General features: G+C 45.3%; 14 protein-coding genes. 8 read left to right on the plus strand and 6 right to left on the minus strand.

What is annotated here, in order from left to right:
• The first annotated feature begins 40 nt into the window (after positions 1–40).
• From MHI25_RS04780 to MHI25_RS04795, 4 genes are all read left to right on the plus strand, one after another.
• The gene (locus tag MHI25_RS04780) at positions 41–922 is read left to right on the plus strand and encodes a sugar ABC transporter permease (RefSeq protein ID WP_036680772.1); all 882 of its coding nucleotides are present in this window, start codon (positions 41–43) and stop codon (positions 920–922) included.
• Positions 922–1,755 carry a carbohydrate ABC transporter permease gene (locus tag MHI25_RS04785; RefSeq protein ID WP_036680774.1) on the plus strand — a complete coding sequence of 278 codons (834 nt, stop codon included), beginning with the start codon at positions 922–924 and terminating at the stop codon, positions 1,753–1,755. The genes MHI25_RS04780 and MHI25_RS04785 overlap by 1 nt, the downstream gene beginning before the upstream one ends.
• 61 nt (positions 1,756–1,816) lie before the next feature.
• The gene (locus MHI25_RS04790) at positions 1,817–3,118 is read left to right on the plus strand and encodes an extracellular solute-binding protein (protein WP_094902687.1); all 1,302 of its coding nucleotides are present in this window, start codon (positions 1,817–1,819) and stop codon (positions 3,116–3,118) included.
• Between the two features lie 138 nt (positions 3,119–3,256).
• Positions 3,257–5,248, plus strand: coding sequence for a beta-galactosidase (locus MHI25_RS04795; RefSeq protein WP_340395057.1), 1,992 nt, complete (start codon positions 3,257–3,259; stop codon positions 5,246–5,248).
• 843 nt (positions 5,249–6,091) lie between these two features.
• Here the strand turns inward: MHI25_RS04795 and MHI25_RS04800 are convergent.
• Positions 6,092–6,925: an AraC family transcriptional regulator gene (locus MHI25_RS04800; protein WP_254848824.1), complete on the minus strand. Its 834-nt coding sequence runs from the start codon at positions 6,923–6,925 to the stop codon at positions 6,092–6,094.
• Positions 6,926–7,044: 119 nt separating this feature from the next.
• Between MHI25_RS04800 and MHI25_RS04805 the strand changes: the two genes are divergently transcribed.
• Positions 7,045–9,075 (plus strand): beta-galactosidase, encoded by a 2,031-nt coding sequence (locus MHI25_RS04805; protein ID WP_340395058.1) that lies wholly within the window; start codon positions 7,045–7,047, stop codon positions 9,073–9,075.
• Positions 9,076–9,175: 100 nt separating this feature from the next.
• On the opposite strand, the gene MHI25_RS04810 is transcribed toward MHI25_RS04805, so the two are convergent.
• The gene (locus tag MHI25_RS04810; RefSeq protein WP_340395059.1) at positions 9,176–9,859 is read right to left on the minus strand and encodes a hypothetical protein; all 684 of its coding nucleotides are present in this window, start codon (positions 9,857–9,859) and stop codon (positions 9,176–9,178) included.
• Between the two features lie 199 nt (positions 9,860–10,058).
• Here MHI25_RS04810 and MHI25_RS04815 point away from each other — a divergent pair, with 199 nt between their 5' ends.
• Both MHI25_RS04815 and MHI25_RS04820 read left to right on the plus strand, forming a co-directional pair.
• Positions 10,059–10,616, plus strand: a complete 558-nt coding sequence (locus MHI25_RS04815) for a DUF1273 domain-containing protein (RefSeq protein WP_036680784.1) — start codon at positions 10,059–10,061, stop codon at positions 10,614–10,616.
• 102 nt (positions 10,617–10,718) lie between these two features.
• Entirely contained in the window at positions 10,719–11,042 is a 324-nt protein-coding gene (locus tag MHI25_RS04820; RefSeq protein WP_051491142.1) for a YciI family protein, read from the plus strand.
• 2 nt (positions 11,043–11,044) lie between these two features.
• Here MHI25_RS04820 and MHI25_RS04825 read toward each other — a convergent pair whose 3' ends face one another.
• Positions 11,045–12,505 (minus strand): amidase family protein, encoded by a 1,461-nt coding sequence (locus MHI25_RS04825; protein ID WP_340395060.1) that lies wholly within the window; start codon positions 12,503–12,505, stop codon positions 11,045–11,047.
• A 170-nt stretch (positions 12,506–12,675) separates the two neighbouring features.
• Between MHI25_RS04825 and MHI25_RS04830 the strand changes: the two genes are divergently transcribed.
• Positions 12,676–13,743: a copper amine oxidase N-terminal domain-containing protein gene (locus MHI25_RS04830; protein ID WP_340395061.1), complete on the plus strand. Its 1,068-nt coding sequence runs from the start codon at positions 12,676–12,678 to the stop codon at positions 13,741–13,743.
• Between the two features lie 96 nt (positions 13,744–13,839).
• Here the strand turns inward: MHI25_RS04830 and MHI25_RS04835 are convergent, their stop codons facing one another.
• The 3 genes from MHI25_RS04835 to MHI25_RS04845 form a co-directional block, all read right to left on the minus strand.
• Positions 13,840–14,334, minus strand: a complete 495-nt coding sequence (locus tag MHI25_RS04835) for a hypothetical protein (RefSeq protein WP_340395062.1) — start codon at positions 14,332–14,334, stop codon at positions 13,840–13,842.
• A 69-nt stretch (positions 14,335–14,403) separates the two neighbouring features.
• The gene (locus MHI25_RS04840; RefSeq protein WP_340395063.1) at positions 14,404–15,819 is read right to left on the minus strand and encodes a HAMP domain-containing sensor histidine kinase; all 1,416 of its coding nucleotides are present in this window, start codon (positions 15,817–15,819) and stop codon (positions 14,404–14,406) included.
• Positions 15,807–16,490 carry a response regulator transcription factor gene (locus MHI25_RS04845; RefSeq protein ID WP_232061150.1) on the minus strand — a complete coding sequence of 228 codons (684 nt, stop codon included), beginning with the start codon at positions 16,488–16,490 and terminating at the stop codon, positions 15,807–15,809. Before MHI25_RS04845 ends, MHI25_RS04840 begins: the two co-directional genes overlap by 13 nt.
• Positions 16,491–16,606: the final 116 nt, after the last annotated feature.

Genomic DNA, 16,606 nt, shown 5'->3' on the forward strand with positions numbered 1-16,606 from the left:
ATAAACAAGTAAGTGAGCAAAAGAAAGGGGGGGGCAATAAATGCGCGGCACTAAGTTGTCCCAGTTAGGTCAACAGCTTTTTTTCGTTGGTCCGGCAGTTTTGTTTTTTACCTTAATAACGATTATCCCATTTTTGATGGGGATGTATTACTCTTTCACAGATTGGAACGGTGTATCCGGTAATGTAAGTTGGGTCGGATTTCAAAATTTTTCCACTATTTTCTCAAATGACCCTGACTTCTGGTCTTCCTTTTGGTTCACGGTAAGATTTACGGTGTTAGGTGTGATTTTGACTAACGTGGTAGGCTTCTTCTTAGCTTATCTGTTAACTAAACCGTTAAAGACACGTAACATGCTTCGGACTATTTTCTTTATGCCGAACGTTATCGGGGGATTGTTGCTTGGTTTCATCTGGCAATTTATCTTCATCAAAGGGTTCGCCACTATGGGCGACCTTACAGGATGGTCCTTCTTTAATCTTCCTTGGCTCGGTGATGCTACAACAGGATTCTGGGCGATTGTAATGGTCTTTGTTTGGCAGTCTTCCGGTTATCTAATGGTTATCTACATTGCCTCGTTGAGTAATGTATCTAAAGAAGTACTAGAAGCGGCTGATATTGATGGTGCTTCCCGTTGGCAGGTGCTACGCAATATCGTAGTTCCACTAATTATGCCTGCTGTAACTATCGGATTATTCTTGGCCATTTCCTGGTCATTCAAAATGTTTGACCTTAACTTGTCCTTGACGAAGGGTGGACCGTTCAAATCGACGGAATCCGTTGCTATGAATATTTACAATGAAGCCTTCCTGAACAATCGTTACGGGCTGGGTACTGCAAAAGCGCTGCTGTTCTTTGTAATTGTAGCCATCATTACTCTGATTCAGGTCCGTATCACGAAGAGCAAGGAGGTTGAAGCGTAATGAAACCTACAGAAAAAAAGAGATGGAATATTGGCACGGAAGTAATAATGATCCTTCTGGCCCTGCTCTTTCTCTCTCCATTCTATTTCTTGCTCGCAAACTCGGTGAAATCCTTCGGTGAAATTCTGAGTGATGCGGCAAGCTGGCCAAAAGTATTTATGTGGTCGAACTATTCAACCGCCTGGAAATTAGCCCGTTTCGGTGAAGCATTCCGAAACTCGGTTATTATCACAGTGATCAGTGTTATTCTAATCTCTCTGTTCAGTGCGATGGCATCCTATCGTATGGTTCGGGCGAATACGAAATTCAATCAGTTCTTGCTGCTTATCTTCGTAGCAGCAATGGTAGTTCCGTTCCAAACGATCATGATTCCAATTCTGAAGGTCGTAAATGTTATTGGAGTGAACAACTCTTTCCTTGGTTTGATTATCACGAATCTAGGAATCAGTGTTCCGATGGCGATCTTCCTGTTCCACGGCTTTATCAAGTCCGTTCCTCTTGAAATTGAAGAGGCGGCTACAGTAGATGGATGTAATCCTATTACCGTGTTCTTCCGTATTGTGCTTCCTTTGCTGAAGCCAATGGTGATGACAACAATCGTGCTAAATGCACTTGGAATATGGAATGACTATCTGTTGCCATCCTTGATTCTTCAGGCACCAGAGCTTCGGACCATTCCACTAGCGACTTTCTCCTTCTTTGGTCAATATACCAAACAATGGGATATGGCACTTCCGGCTCTCGTAATCGGGGTCGCACCAATTATCATTTTCTACCTGTTTATGCAACGTTACATTGTTGAGGGAATAGCGGCTGGCTCGGTGAAAGGTTAACACCGAGCCCTCCGTTCCAAATATTTTTTAAGCAGTCCACTATTTTAAGGGGGAATATATAATGAAGAAGAAACACTCCGCAGTTGCTCTATCAGCAGTAATGGCAATGAGTTTAGCTCTAACGGCATGTGGTGGTAATAATAACGCTTCTAGTAACTCACAAAATGGAAGCGCTGGCACAAATTCAGGTGAAGTGAAGACCGTTAAGATCTTCCAATTCAAAACTGAAATCGTAGAAGGCCTCAATGAGCTTAAGGTAGAATTCGAAAAAGAATACCCTAACATCAAGCTGGATATCCAAACAGTTGGTGGTGGTGCGGACTACGCAGCAGCATTGAAAACTAAATTCGCTTCCGGCGATGCGCCTGATATTTTTTCCAATGGTGGATATGCAGAAATGGAACTTTGGGGAGACAAGATGGAAGATCTGTCCGACCAACCTTGGGTAAAAGATCTGATTCCTATGGCTGCAGAGCCTATGACTAAAGATGGCAAAGTATACGGTATGGCAATGAACCTTGAGGGTATCGGTATTGTGTATAACAAGGACTTGTTTGCTAAAGCGGGAATCACTGAAACTCCAAAAACATTGTCACAGCTTGAAGAAGCAGCTAAAAAGCTGCAAGCTATCGACGTAACTCCTTTTGGTAATGCATATCAGGAATGGTGGCTGCTAGGTAACCAAGGGATCAGCGTAGCCTTTGCACAACAAGATAATGTAGATGAATTCATCAAAGGTTTGAATGAAGGAACTGGTACAATTGTAGGAAATAAAACGTTTGAAGAGTGGAGCAAGTATCTCAAACTGACTTTACAATACGGACAAAAGAATCCTTTGACCACAGATGCTAACACTCACCTGGCAATGTTCGCAAAAGGCGAAACTGCAATGATGCAAGAAGGTAACTGGGCACAAACTCTTGTTGATAACATCACTCCTGATATGAACATTGGTATGTTCCCTATGCCAATCAATGAAGATGCTGAGAAGAATGACAAAATGACTGTTGGTATCCCTGCGAACCTTGTAGTCAACAAAGAATCCGGTTCTAAAGAAGAAGCAAAAACTTTCTTGAACTGGTTGGTAACTTCCGATATGGGTAAAGAGTACATCGTTAAAAAATGGAAATTCATCCCTGCTTTGTCCACAATCGAAGCAACACCTGAAGACATCGGTATGCTTGGAGCAGACGTATGGAACTATGTAAAAGAAAACAAAGTTTATGGCCTGCAATCCTCCAAATTCCCTGATGGTGTAACGCAAGAATTTGCCAGCGTGATCCAACAGTTCATCGCTGACAAGGTTGACGTTAACGGCTGGATGACTGGTATGCAAGCTGCATGGGACAAGCTTAAAAAATAAGTAAAGCACATTATAGAGAAGATTTAATGGATATTAGTGGTTAAACAGAAGCGCTCTCCGTATACCTCATCAATTTGAGACGGGGAGCGCTTTTTTGGGGAAACAGGGCTGATTATCAAGGGATGGGGAGAAGCGCCAATGAAACGATATGATCATGTTCAGATGGGAGTGGACTATTACCCGGAGCATTGGGATGAATCCATGTGGGAACCAGATATCAAGTTGATGAAAGAAACAGGTGTTAAAGTAGTCCGGGTTGCTGAGTTCGCATGGAGCCGACTGGAGCCTACTGAGGGGAATTACCAGTTTGAGTGGCTGGACCGTGCGCTGGACCTTTTTCATCAATATGATCTGCAGGTTGTGATGGGTACGCCAACAGCTACACCGCCAAGATGGTTAACGACGAAATTTCCGGATGTGCTTCCGGTGTTTGCTAATGGAGAGACCTTTCACCCGGGGGTACGTGGACACCGCTGCTATAACAGCACATCACTGCGTGAGTATGGCAGCCGTATTATTCTGCGTCTTGCCGAACGTTACAGTGAACACCCGGCCGTCATAGGCTGGCAGACTGATAATGAATTTGGCATGTTGGATTGTCATTGTGACGCTTGTAATACTGCTTTTCGAGCATGGGTACAAGCTAAATACGGAACACTGGCTGAGGTCAATGCAGAATGGGGAACCGTTGTTTGGAGCGGGGAGTACAGCGATTGGAATGAGCTTACCGTGCCGTTGGGCGGATCACCTCATCAGAATCCATCTTTTCTGCTGGACTTTCAGCGGTTTCAGTGGGATTCGGTGGTATCGTTTCAGACAGCGCAGATCAATATTTTGCGTATGATTTGTCCAGAGCATTTCATAACCCATAACTTTCACAGCTATCCGCAGCGTCTCGATATGTACGCAGTGGGTGCAGATCTGGACGTGGCTGCGTTTGATTATTATCCGAATACTTCGCCAACCAAACAAGAGACAACGCCTTATAGCGGAGCACTTTCATTGGACGTAACCCGTGGCATCAAACGCCAAAACTTCTGGATCATGGAGCAGCTGAGTGGATCTCCGGGTTGTTGGATGCCGATGTGGCGAACCCCTTATCCGGGACTAATTCGTGCCTATGCATGGCAGGCGATTGCTAGAGGTGCGGATACTGTTGTTCATTTTCGCTGGAGAAGTGCAACTTCAGGAGCAGAACAATTCTGGCACGGGCTGATTGATCACAGCAATGTTCCCGGACGCAGATTAGCGGAGTTCACGCAGCTATGTCATGAGGTTAATGGGCTGAGCGACAAGCTCCAAGGAACGATGCTGAAAAACGAAGTGGCTATCCTCCATTCTCATGAAGAGAAGGCTGCGCTGGATATTCAGCCGCAGGCAGAGGGCTTTGATTATTATGAGAACATTAAGCAGATTCACCGGGCGGTGACCAAGCTTGGCATGGGCTGCGATGTTATCGACCTCAGACAACCGCTTGATGGATACAAAGTAGTAATCGCTCCAAATTTATATTTGCTGGATGAGGAGATCGTACGTAATCTGGAGGATTTTGCCCTCGCTGGCGGGACCTTACTGATCACCAACCGTAGTGGCGTCAAAAATATAAACAACATCGCAGTCATGCAACCGCTGCCTGGGCAGCTGAGCTATTGTACCGGCGTTGAAGTGCTGGAGTATGATCCGATTGGCGTTGAAACACATGTCATCGTGGATGCGGAGGGTAACCCATATGAATGTACGCAGTGGTGCGACATCCTCCGACCTGTAGTGGCTCAGCCAATTGCCTGGTATGGTGATGATTTCTATCGCGGCACACCCGCTGTAACTGTTAATTCCTTCGGCAAAGGTCAGGTTTATTACTTTGGAACCCATGCGGATGAGCAATACTGGACAGTTCTATTGGAGAACCTGGCTAAGGAAAAAGGGTTGTTACGCTTTGAAGGATTGCCAAACGGAGTACAAGCCTCCGTGCGGACTGGAGATCAGGGAAGCTTCTTGTTCCTGCTTAATCTGAGCCGCGAGTCCGTGATTGTTCCGTTGCCACAAGAATACAGTAGCCTGCTGGATAATAAGATTCGATCTGGAGAGCTCCAGCTCGAGCCGTATGGCGTAGAGGTGCTGGAGATTTGAGTGGTTTTGAGTAAAGAGATTTTGGAGTGGGTTTGGGAGTGTGGCAGGAGAGGGGAAAGTGGAGTGGGGAATGTGTGGAGTAGGGTGAAGTGAGGTTGGTGAAGATGGAGTGAGGGATGTGTGGAGTAAGGTGAAGTGAAGGTTGGTGAAGATGGAATATGGGATGTGTGGAGTAGGGTGAAGTGAGGTTGGTGAAGATGGAATATGGGATGTGTGGAGTAGGGTGAAGTGAAGGTTGGTGAAGATGGAGTGGGGAATGTGTGGAGTAGGGTGAAGTGAAGGTTGGTGAAGATGGAGTGAGGGATGTGTGGAGTAGGAATAGTGAAGTAAGTGGAAGTGTGGAGTAAAAAATGAGTGGAGTAGGGCATGCAGAAACTTCAACAGAAGCACAACAGAAAATAGTTGCACTTCGTACACTTATTTGAAGTGTTGGAGTATTTAATTGGTTTTAGTTGCACTTTGTGCAGCTGAAAATTGGCTTATCCCGCTGCAAGGCCATATTCCGAGAATATAGTTGCACAGAATACACTTATATGGATAATTTCTGCCGTGCAGGCTATTTTAAGTGTACAAAGTGCAATTATTTCGTCTGACTTACTCATACTGACTGAAGAGAGCTGCACCCCAACATAGCAGATTTTCACAAGGACTCCACCATGAGCAGATCTGCACGATCCATCTCAGAGGTGCCGTACACTCGCAGCCAAATGCACCCAGCCACCGTACCGTACCGCACTTCACCGTACCGCCCATTTCTACACAATAGTAGCGCATACCATACTCTTACTACGTTCTAGCCGCATATTCCCAGCGAGCAATTTTTCCACAGTAGGCGGGGCATGTTTAATGCAGGCGTCTAAATTGCTCCGGCGTAGTCCCGGATTGCTTGCGAAATGTGGCTACATAATGGCTGACATCGCGGAAGCCGACTAGCTGGGAGATAGCTTTTACCGTAAGATCGGGTTGGCTTACGAGCATTTCTTTGCTTTTGCGGATGCGTAACCGTACGAAATAGGCATAAGGCGAGAGTCCGAAAGTTTGGACGAATAGGTTGTTAAGATAGCGCCCAGATACGCCTAGTTCATCGGCTAGATCGTTCAGTCCAAGATCAGGATCGCCATAATGGCTGTCCATCCATTTTAGCAGTGGCTGCAGCTTATCTACATTGCGGGAAATCGCCGTATTATTTTGAAGCTGGCCATATTTACTCAAAGTAAGCAAAAAACGATAAGCATCTGTGGAGGCGCCGAGACCAAACATATCCTGATAGGCATCATGACGATCCAGCATTTCCTTCAGCAAATTGGGGAGAGGCGCTTCATTTTCCCAACGGTAAAAAGAATTACTATTCATCCCAAGGGTCTCCAAAATAGAGTGTGCCGAATCGCCACCAAACGTTAGATAATAGGTACCCCAGTTTTTAGTGGAAGCCTCATAACGATGGGGTGTATAAGGAAGTAGTAATACGCCGCTGCCTTCGGGCAGGGAAAAGGTTTTATTGTCAAAATGGATGATCCCTTCACCTTCTGAGGTTTGAAGCCAATGATACGTGTCATAACCATCGGGGCGGGATACTTTTTCCTGATCATGATTGTGCCCCATACTGTCTAAAGTGATTGGCAAGTGCTGTCCACCTTCATGGACGAATACGATCCTGCGATGCATGATTTCGGACAATGTTATCCTCTCCTGTTAGTTCTATATTCTTATATGTATGAGATATTATTTTATATTTAAAGGGCAACCTTAACCATTTACAATAGATATATAATTATACTATAAAGGGTGTGCGAAGTGTGATTAACGATAAATTACCTAAAATTTGGTACGGTGGAGATTACAATCCGGAGCAATGGGATGCGCCAGTATGGGCTGAGGATGAACGGATGTTCAAGCTGGCGGGAATTGATGTTGCCACAATTAATGTGTTTTCCTGGGCTTTAATCCAACCTTCCGAAGATACTTATGATTTCTCCTCATTGGATGAATTAATGGATAGACTATATAAAAATGGAACTTATGTATGTCTAGCTACAGGAACAGGAGCACATCCAGCTTGGATGGCTCATCGTTATCCTGAAGTGACCCGTGTCGATGTGCAGGGCAGAAAACGTAAGTTCGGCGGACGTCATAACTCCAATCCGAACAGTTCAGTTTACCGCAAGTATGCAGCGAAGCTGGCTGGTAAGCTGGCAGAACGCTACAAGGATCATCCGGCACTGGTAGCTTGGCATATTTCTAATGAATATGGTGGCTATGATTATTCCGAACAGTCCGCTGCTGCCTTCCGTGTCTGGTTGAAGGAGCGTTATGGTTCGCTGGATGCTTTGAACAAGGCTTGGAATACACGCTTTTGGGGACATACGTTTTATGATTGGGAAGAAATTGTGGTGCCAAATGAGCTGAGTGAAGAATGGAACGGTAACCGTACTAACTTCCAAGGAATCTCGTTGGACTATCGCCGTTTTATGTCTTATAGCTTGCTCGAATGTTACAAAATCGAATACGAAGCGATCAAAGAACACAGCGCCAACGTACCTGTTACAACGAACCTGATGGGCTTTTATCCGGAACTGGATTATTTTGAGTGGGCCAAGCATATGGATGTAATTTCTTGGGACAACTATCCTTCACTGGACACACCGGTCAGCTTTACAGCAATGACACATGACCTTATGCGTGGATTAAAAAATGGCCAACCATTCATGCTGATGGAGCAAACACCGAGCCAGCAGAACTGGCAACCGTACAACTCTTTGAAACGTCCAGGCGTTATGCGTCTATGGAGTTACCAGGCTGTGGCGCGTGGTGCAGATACTGTGTTGTTCTTCCAACTGCGTCGTTCGATAGGGGCTTGTGAAAAGTATCATGGAGCGGTAATTGAGCATGTGGGTCATGAACACACACGGGTATTCCGTGAATGTGCTGAGCTGGGTAAAGAGCTCGAGCAGCTTGGAGATCAACTACTGGATGCGCGCAGTGCAGCTAAAGTAGGGATTATCTACGATTGGGAAAATCGTTGGGCGCTTGATCTCTCAAGCGGTCCGTCGGTTGCTTTGGATTACGTGAATGAAGTCCACAAATATTATGATGCGCTGTATCAGCAAAATATCGAAGCCGACATGATCGGGATCGAAGAGAACCTGTCCAAGTATGAAATTGTTATCGCACCCGTAATGTACATGGTCAAACCAGGTTTTGCAGAGAAGGTTGAAGCTTTTGTAAAAGCGGGCGGCACATTCATTACAACTTATTTCAGCGGTATTGTTAATGAGAACGACCTCGTGACGGTTGGAGGTTATCCAGGCGAATTGCGTAAAGTGCTTGGAATTTGGGCAGAGGAAATCGATGCATTACTGCCAGGTATGAGCAATGAACTCGTGCTGGATAAAACGTGGGGTAGCTTGAGTGGTTCTTATAAATGTGATCTGCTCTGCGATCTGATCCATGCCGAAGGGGCAGAAGTTTTAGCAGAGTACGGTTCTGATTTCTATAAAGGAATGCCTGCGTTGACTGTGAATAAATTTGGCGAAGGTAAAGCTTATTATGTGGCGACTAGCCCAGAAGCTGGATTCCTACAAGGATTCCTAGCGAATCTATGTGCCGAAAAGAACATTCAGCCGCTGGTAACTGCACCGGAAGGTATCGAATCTGTTCAACGTGTGAAGGATGGCGTATCTTACTTGTTCTTACTGAACCACACTGCCAGGGATTTAAGCGCGGATATTGGGCCAGCTGAGCGTACTGATCTACTGACAGGTAATGTAATCAGTGGTTCAGCAGTTGTACCGGGTCGTGGAGTATTGATTTTGTCGGACAAAAAATAGTTGAGTCTCGTCTAACCTATATAAATTTGAAATCCCCACTACAAAACGCTTTTTTGAAGCTGATCGTAGGTGGGGATTTTTTCTGTTATTTTTTGGTGGTTCAGTCGCTGCTCTTTTTGCCTTCAGCCATCCCCATTGGGTTTCCGCTGCTTAAGGTAATGCTCTCCGCCACAGTGGAATCTGATTTAAGCGTATATTGGATAATGTCATCAGATTTCAGGTCAGCTAAGCTGATCGTGTTCTCCTGACGCGTGCCATTGTCGAAGGTAACCGTTACAATTTTGGTATCAGCATCAATTGTAATATCTGTGGTTTCCTCGGAGAAGGTTTGCTGCATCCCGCCGCCCTGTGGTCCACCACCTTGTCCACCGCCGTCAGGGGCTCCACCTTCCGGTATTCCCCCCTCTGGAGGTGTACCGTTTTCTGAGCCTTGATCACCTTCGGGTCTTTCCGGTGGAGTACCAGCCTGGCCGTTCTGCATATCGGCTCCAGCCGTATCTCCAGTGCCTTGTGCGGGCGGGGAAGGCATTTCTGACGTATAGATTGTAATTGTGTTGTCGCTAATACTCTTAATCTTGCCGAAATTCATGGACATGTCGGGTCTGCCGTTTTGTTGATTGCCGTTTCCTTGAGATTGCTGTGCCTCAGTGTTATCTGCGGGTGCCGTGTTCGCTTGGTTATTAGTAACAGCTGTTCCTTCGGACTCCGAATTGGTGCTGCAGCCAGCCAATAGTAGAGAAGCGAGTAGACTTCCTGAGATCATAATCGGTATTAATTTCTTCATTTATTTTCTCTCCTTAATAGTTTTAGATTGATTAGGAGAAATATATCAGACGGTTCTGAAAGGTTGCTTAAGATCAGCTGAAAGTTTGCCTAAAGAAATAGATCATGTAAATGCTATATAATAATCATATAAGTGGGATAAAACTCTACAAAGGTAAGTCATGGTAAGAGATAACCAACGTTCAGGAAAGAGGCAGTACATGAAGAATTTACTCGTAACAGGCTACCGTGCGCATGAGCTCGGTATTTTTGACAATAAGCATCCGGGAATTCCTTATATCAAAAAGGCGCTGTCTAACAGATTAAAGCCGCTAATTGAAGAAGGCGTCGAATGGATTATTACCCCCGGCCAGTATGGTGTCGATCTTTGGGCTTGTGAGGTGGTATGTGAACTCAAGACTCAATATCCTGAATTGAAATTGGGGATCATTACGGCGCATACTGGACAGGAAGAGAAGTGGAAGGAAGAGAAGCAGGAGGAATACCGACGTATTATTGCGGGTGCGGACTTTTGCAGGGCGGTCAGTAATGCCCCTTATGACGGCAGCTGGCAGTTCAGGGCCAGAGATGACTTGTTGTTCCGCAAAAGTGACGGGATATTGCTCTTTTATGATGAGGATGCGGCGGAAGGCAGCCCGAAGTTTTTTAAAGAACGAGCGCTGAAGCTGCATGCAGAGGGGGACTACGAGCTGTTTCTTATTCATTCTGATGAGATTCAAAATATTGCCGATGAAGAAAATCAGCGAGATTATGAATAAAGCTGCGAACGAAGACATCGCGAAATAAAAAAGCCCGAATCGGCATTGGGAAATCACCGTTACGGGCTTTAATTTCTATTTGAACGAGAGGCGGAGAATAGGATGAGTGAGGTCAATCAAGCAGATATTTGTTATGTTATTTTGCTTAGCCCGACGAATCAAGACCGTAGAGACATGGAGATTATTCGTGGTCATGTTAAGCATTTACAAGAGCTGGACCGTAAAGGACAATTAGTGCTGTGTGGTCCCTTTAGTGATTGTCCTGGCGGTATGGTTATTGTAAGAGCGAACTCACGCGAAGAAGCCGTTCTCCTTGCCGAAAAAGATCCTTACGTGCTGTCTGGTATTCGTAGCTATGAAGTGCGTACATGGAGTCTGTCCCATGAGGGAAACAGGCATTTAGGTATTGTTCCGCTCCAGGAATAGGTTTAATCAATGAAGCTTTTTAGCGAAGGTGCTTTTCGCACTTTGTAATGCTGCTCATAGGCATAGGCTAGCTTGATAAGCGTAGGCTCCTGATAAGCTTTTGCTGAGAAGGTTACACCAAAGGGAGCGCCGGCCGACGTGTATCCAGAAGGAACGACGATGGACGGATATCCTGCTCTGGAAGTAATTCTGGCGCCAAAATCGGCAGGGAACAGCAGGGCATCCAGATTGTATTCTTTCATAGTGGCATCGATCCCTTCTTCCTTGCACAGCTTCAGGTCAGTCGCACGATGGCGTAAATATTGAGCTTCGCTTTGTGTGCCGGAGGAGGTATATTCCGCATCTATTAATGTAGCTTGACCAAATCTCAAAGTCTCCACAGGGTGTGCATGATTAAAATCAATAATATCCTTCAAGGTTCGCATAGGTGCTCCGGGGCCCAAATGAGACAAATAAGCATTCAGTGCTGTTTTGAATTCGTTTAATACCACCGAAGAGTAACTAATTTCCCGGGCGGTCTTAATATCCGCAGGATCAATGATGGTCGCTCCAAGCTCTCTCATCCTGTCGACGGAAGCGTTGAACAAAGCAAGCTGCTCATCTGTGAGCTCCTCAAAATAATAATCACGTGGTATCCCAATTCGAGCGCCCTGCAAACCATTCGGATCAAGGAATACAGTATAATCCTCGTGGATTCTACCTGTATTTGTTCCCATAGCTGCATCACGTTGATCCTTGCCCAGCATGGCGTTTAGCAGTAACACGGCATCATGAATGGTTCTAGCCATAGGGCCTGCGGTGTCTTGTGTATTGGAGAGCGGCAGGATTCCTGAACGGCTGAGCAGCCCCACGGTTGGCTTAATGCCGATGATGGAGCCCAAATTACCGGGATTAAGAATCGATCCCGAAGTTTCTGTGCCAACAGAGACCGTACAGAAATTACAAGCGACAGCTACTGCTGAACCCGCACTAGAGCCGCCGGTTGGCGTAGAAATATTGTAGGGGTTAAGGACTTGCCCGCCACGGGAGCTATAGCCGGAGGGCATGCCGTTCGTCATAAAATTGGCGAATTCGGTCATATTGGCTTTACCCATAATAATGGCGCCGGCTTCACGCAGCTTGGTAACTATAAACGCATCTTCCCCAGCAAAAGAATTCGCCAAAGCCAGCGAACCCGCACTTGTATGCATTTTGTCCCCAGTATTGATGTTATCTTTCAATAACACAGGTATCCCGTGCAGGGGGCCGCGTGGGCCAATAATTGCCCGTTCCACATCCAGAGATTCTGCGATAAACAACGCATCAGGATTAATCTCCAGTACAGAGTTAATCGTCAGGCCGTTTTTGTCGTGATCAGCAATGCGTTCATAATACATGAGAACTAGTTGTTTTGACGTAATTTCTCCGGCTTCTAATGCAGCTTGGATGTCCGGTATGGTGGCCTCTACGATTTCAAAACTCATATGCGTTCACGCTTCTTTCCCTCTAGGATATGGCTTCTCCTTCATCTAACCATAATTTGGGTGTCGTTGGTAGTTTTCTTTTTAGACTTACATTTTGATTGGCCATTTGATATATTCAGGTCTGCATTGTAATTTTTTTATTTTTCTAGATTAGGAGCTAAATTAAGAACATGGAAAACCACAACTTTGCTTCAAAAATTATCACTTTTTTTGTGGTGATGATAAGTTTTGCTGTTTTATCTTCAAGTCAAGCCTTTGCGGAAGACAGTGATCTCAAATGTTATTTGGACGGTAAGCAATTACATTTTTATGTAAGTCCTATACTGAAAGATGGAGTTACATACGTACCTATGCGGGCGATCTTTGAAGCTTTAGGCGCAACTATTAAATGGGATAATCATGCGAAGTCGGTCTCAGCGGTTAAAGGGGATATTAACATTAAGGGTATCAATTTTCAAAATAATACACTAGTCCCTTTAAGATTTATTAGCGAAGTGTTGGGTAGTAGTGTCACTTGGGATGAAGGTACAAAATCTATTTACATAACCTCACCAGTTGCCGAGGAGAAGCTTATTGCCCCGGTCAACAGAACAATTTCAGTAGGAAGCCAAGAGCAATCAAAATCGTTATCAGATGAGAGAAACAGGTTTGTTATAATCGTAAAGCACTACGGAATTAAAAATAATCAGTTGTATAGCTTGCTCGAATTTTCTAACATGGATAATAAAGACATCTCAATAAATTTTAAGTCCGGTGATCAAAAAATCATAAAGACATTCTCAAAGGAAAAGGACCCCATGCCGACTCTGAAAATTGAAAATTGTACGGAAGTAACCCATAAAGTAGTTATCGATAATATTGGCGGGAATATATATAAAATCCCGGAATTTTCAGTTAATCAGGCGTGTGTCAGTTCCAACCAATCCCAACAAGATGCGCTTGATGTATGGCGGAACAACAATTCCGGCCTCTCGGAATTAGGCAGTAACCTCGTGTCTGTCCGTAAATATATTCAAGATCAGACGGGTGGGCTGCAAAACTTTGTGATCCCAGCCAATAAAGCTGAACAGCTGATCTTGGTCGCCCCAGTTGGAGGGAAGGATAGGTTGGTTGTGGAGGGCAGTTATTTTGTAGGAGGTCTATCAAATAAGACTATAGAATTCCAACTAGATTATGAAGTGGTTTCTGAGCTCGATTTGGGTATTTATAGTTACATATATACGGAACCTGTATATTAAGGATCGTTTTATTAGAAAAGAGGTGTCCGAACGGCCAAAATAAATGGCTGCTCAGACACCTCTTTTGTTGTGAGTGTGTAGATTAAAGTCTGACAATTACTCCTGCGCTGCTGTAAATCCCTCTTCCGCTAAATATTCTTTAGCTTCCTCAAGCGTTTCAAACGCCATCTCCAGATTGAGGTCGGCATAGACATACCATAAATCATCCTCAAGCTTTAGGGTTAGGGTTTGGCCCTCATCATTAGTCCAGAGTGTATCGGCAGTTGCCGCAGCCTTTTTCTTTCTTTTGCTGGCTACAGGAGCATCAGGAATGTAAATAGACAGTGAGGTGATGGAGGCATCCAGCAAATTACGCAGCTCGAATTCCGAGTAGTCGCGAATATTCACGAAGCCCTTATCGTCTGTCTCGTAGCCCCGCAGTAAGCCTGCGAACACATAGCCATTACCATTTGGATGCAGGTGAAAAGCCACGGTTTTCTTATCATGCTGGCTTTCCTCATAGTGATAGTTCACGCGCCCAAGGGATACGTTTTTGCGTTCCAGCTGGGGGTAAGAGTCGAGAATCGCTAATTTTTGTTCAAAAGTAAGCATATACAGCCTCCGGTTTTCGGTGTGATTGTGCACATGATTATACCATGTCGATGGATCGCAGACTATTTTTTAATCATCAAGCGGCAGAGACAGCACGAAGGTGCAGCCTTTGTCTGAGTGCTCCTCAAGCACGAGGCTTCCGTTCATAGATTCGGCCAACAGACGGCTGAAGGTTAGGCCGAGTCCCAGACCACGCAGTGTGCTCTGCTTATCGCTGCCCCGGAAGAAGGCTTCGAAGACATGCTCACTATGATTGGATGAGATGCCAAGCCCATTATCTTGAACACGGATTTCGGCAAAGCCATGACCTTGCTGATCCAGCAGTTCTATTGTAAGCTGCACCTTTCGATCCGGAGCTTTGGCTTGTACACTGTTATTAAGTAGATTGACGATTATCTGCTGGATACGAAGGGAGTCCCCACGCAAAAATAAGGGATTAATCGGCATATGAAGCACGGGTTCAGCAACATCTTCCGCCTGTGTCAGTTTCCATTGATATACGATTTCTGATAGTAGTGGTACGGCATCCAGTCGGTCGTGACGAACAGAAACCATTCCTGCAGTCAGGGCATTGTAATCCAGAAGGTCGGCTACCATTCGCTGCAACCGTCCAGTCTCCAGCAGGGCAATATCCAGAAATTCCGCAGCTTCATCACCTTCAACGACCCCTTCGCGTACAGCATGCACCAAGCCTTTAATAGAAGTTACGGGTGTTTTCAACTCATGGGAGACTCCGGCCAGCATTACGGCTCGAGACTGCTCAAATTGCTGTAACTTGCCTGCCATCTCTTCAAAAGACATCATCAGCTCATGAATTTCCCGCTCTTTAGCATCCTTATCTAGAACGATATCATAACGGCCATGGCTGATTTGAGCCGCAGCCTCGACTACCTTCTGAATGGGTTTTGCCAGTTTACGAGATAAGAGGTAAATGGTTAGCCAACTTAAGATGATTAGAAACAGCAGCAGTATGGAGAAAAATATGATCTCCTCCTGTGGAATATGCCGCAGCGATTTTTTGGATTGCAGGACAATAACCTGTCCCAGTGTTTTGTCATCCGAATTTATGGGAGCCACAGCAGCCTTAAACTCAGGACTGCGGGAGTCGTTCAGGCTATCATTTAGCTTATATCTCATTTCCTTGTCAGTTAGAGGTGGCAGGGAGAATAGCATTTGACCTTGTTGATCAGTAATGATCACGCACATCTCTATGGTTAACTTGAAAAACCGCTTCCGGTCTTCGATCAGTTTTTCGAGATTTTGGCTGATTTCAATGGAGCCTTCCATATTTAAGCTGCGATCTGCAATCTCCTGTGCCAAAAGCCCCGCAGTCTGCAGACGATTGCTCATAGCCTCCTGACGGATCCACCATAATGTAGCTAAAGCTGTGAGGAGCAGGCCTACACTAATAATGAGCAGATAACGTATCGTCCAGTAAGAAAGGATAGAGGTACGTTTGGCGTTGTTTCTCTTTAAGTTGTCCATAATTGATATCCCGTCCCCCTTAGGGTACGGATTTCCCCCTCACTAGTAGGCCAGTGCGACAACGCTTGGCGTAGTCTTTTGATCGACAAATCTACCGCCCGGTCGCTTCCTTCATAATCCATTTCCCATACAAATTCTATTAATTGCTCACGCGTACAAATCTGATTAGGTCTTTCAGCGAGAAATAACAGCACTGACATATCCCGAGGACTAAGACTCAGCTCAGCCCCATTTAAAAAGACAGCACGTGCTGTGAAGTCGATAAACAAACTGCCATAATGCCGTTTACGGCTGCCATCAGACCACTGCGAGGGACGGCGTAAGACAGCGTTCACGCGTGCTACCACCTCCTCGGGAATAAAAGGTTTAGACATATAATCATCCGCACCACCGTCGAGACCGGCTAGCCGGTCATTGATCCCATCTCTTGCCGTCAGCATGATCACAGGGCAGCTGCTTTTTTCACGGATGAGCTTAAGCAGTTCAAAGCCGTCCATGTTTGGCAGCATGATGTCTAGTAATACTAATGAAGGAGGAGATATAGCAAAAGACTCCAGCGCAGCGCGTCCATCGGCTACACGGGTGACTTGAAAGCCTGCTTTTTTCAGATAAGCACTGAGGACCCTAGAGATGGCTTCTTCATCTTCTACAACAAGAATGGATTTCGTCAAATTGGAGTACCTCCAGTCCATAAAATTTACGACAAGTTTAACACATCATAGCCCGTTCTGCTCTGACTTCTTCCCGACATATTGCTTTGTTAGAATGAGGGACGAGCTTGAAAGCA

Source organism: Paenibacillus sp. FSL E2-0177, assembly GCF_037992975.1.
GTDB lineage: Bacteria > Bacillota > Bacilli > Paenibacillales > Paenibacillaceae > Paenibacillus_AQ > Paenibacillus_AQ odorifer.

Coding starts and splice junctions, on each gene's coding strand:
- MHI25_RS04780 (WP_036680772.1), top strand. CDS start 41: ATGCGCGGCACTAAGTTGTCCCAGTTAGGTCAACAGCTTTTTTTCGTT.
- MHI25_RS04785 (WP_036680774.1), top strand. CDS start 922: ATGAAACCTACAGAAAAAAAGAGATGGAATATTGGCACGGAAGTAATA.
- MHI25_RS04790 (WP_094902687.1), top strand. CDS start 1,817: ATGAAGAAGAAACACTCCGCAGTTGCTCTATCAGCAGTAATGGCAATG.
- MHI25_RS04795 (WP_340395057.1), top strand. CDS start 3,257: ATGAAACGATATGATCATGTTCAGATGGGAGTGGACTATTACCCGGAG.
- MHI25_RS04810 (WP_340395059.1), bottom strand. CDS start 9,859: ATGAAGAAATTAATACCGATTATGATCTCAGGAAGTCTACTCGCTTCT.
- MHI25_RS04815 (WP_036680784.1), top strand. CDS start 10,059: ATGAAGAATTTACTCGTAACAGGCTACCGTGCGCATGAGCTCGGTATT.
- MHI25_RS04820 (WP_051491142.1), top strand. CDS start 10,719: ATGAGTGAGGTCAATCAAGCAGATATTTGTTATGTTATTTTGCTTAGC.
- MHI25_RS04825 (WP_340395060.1), bottom strand. CDS start 12,505: ATGAGTTTTGAAATCGTAGAGGCCACCATACCGGACATCCAAGCTGCA.
- MHI25_RS04830 (WP_340395061.1), top strand. CDS start 12,676: ATGGAAAACCACAACTTTGCTTCAAAAATTATCACTTTTTTTGTGGTG.
- MHI25_RS04835 (WP_340395062.1), bottom strand. CDS start 14,334: ATGCTTACTTTTGAACAAAAATTAGCGATTCTCGACTCTTACCCCCAG.
- MHI25_RS04840 (WP_340395063.1), bottom strand. CDS start 15,819: ATGGACAACTTAAAGAGAAACAACGCCAAACGTACCTCTATCCTTTCT.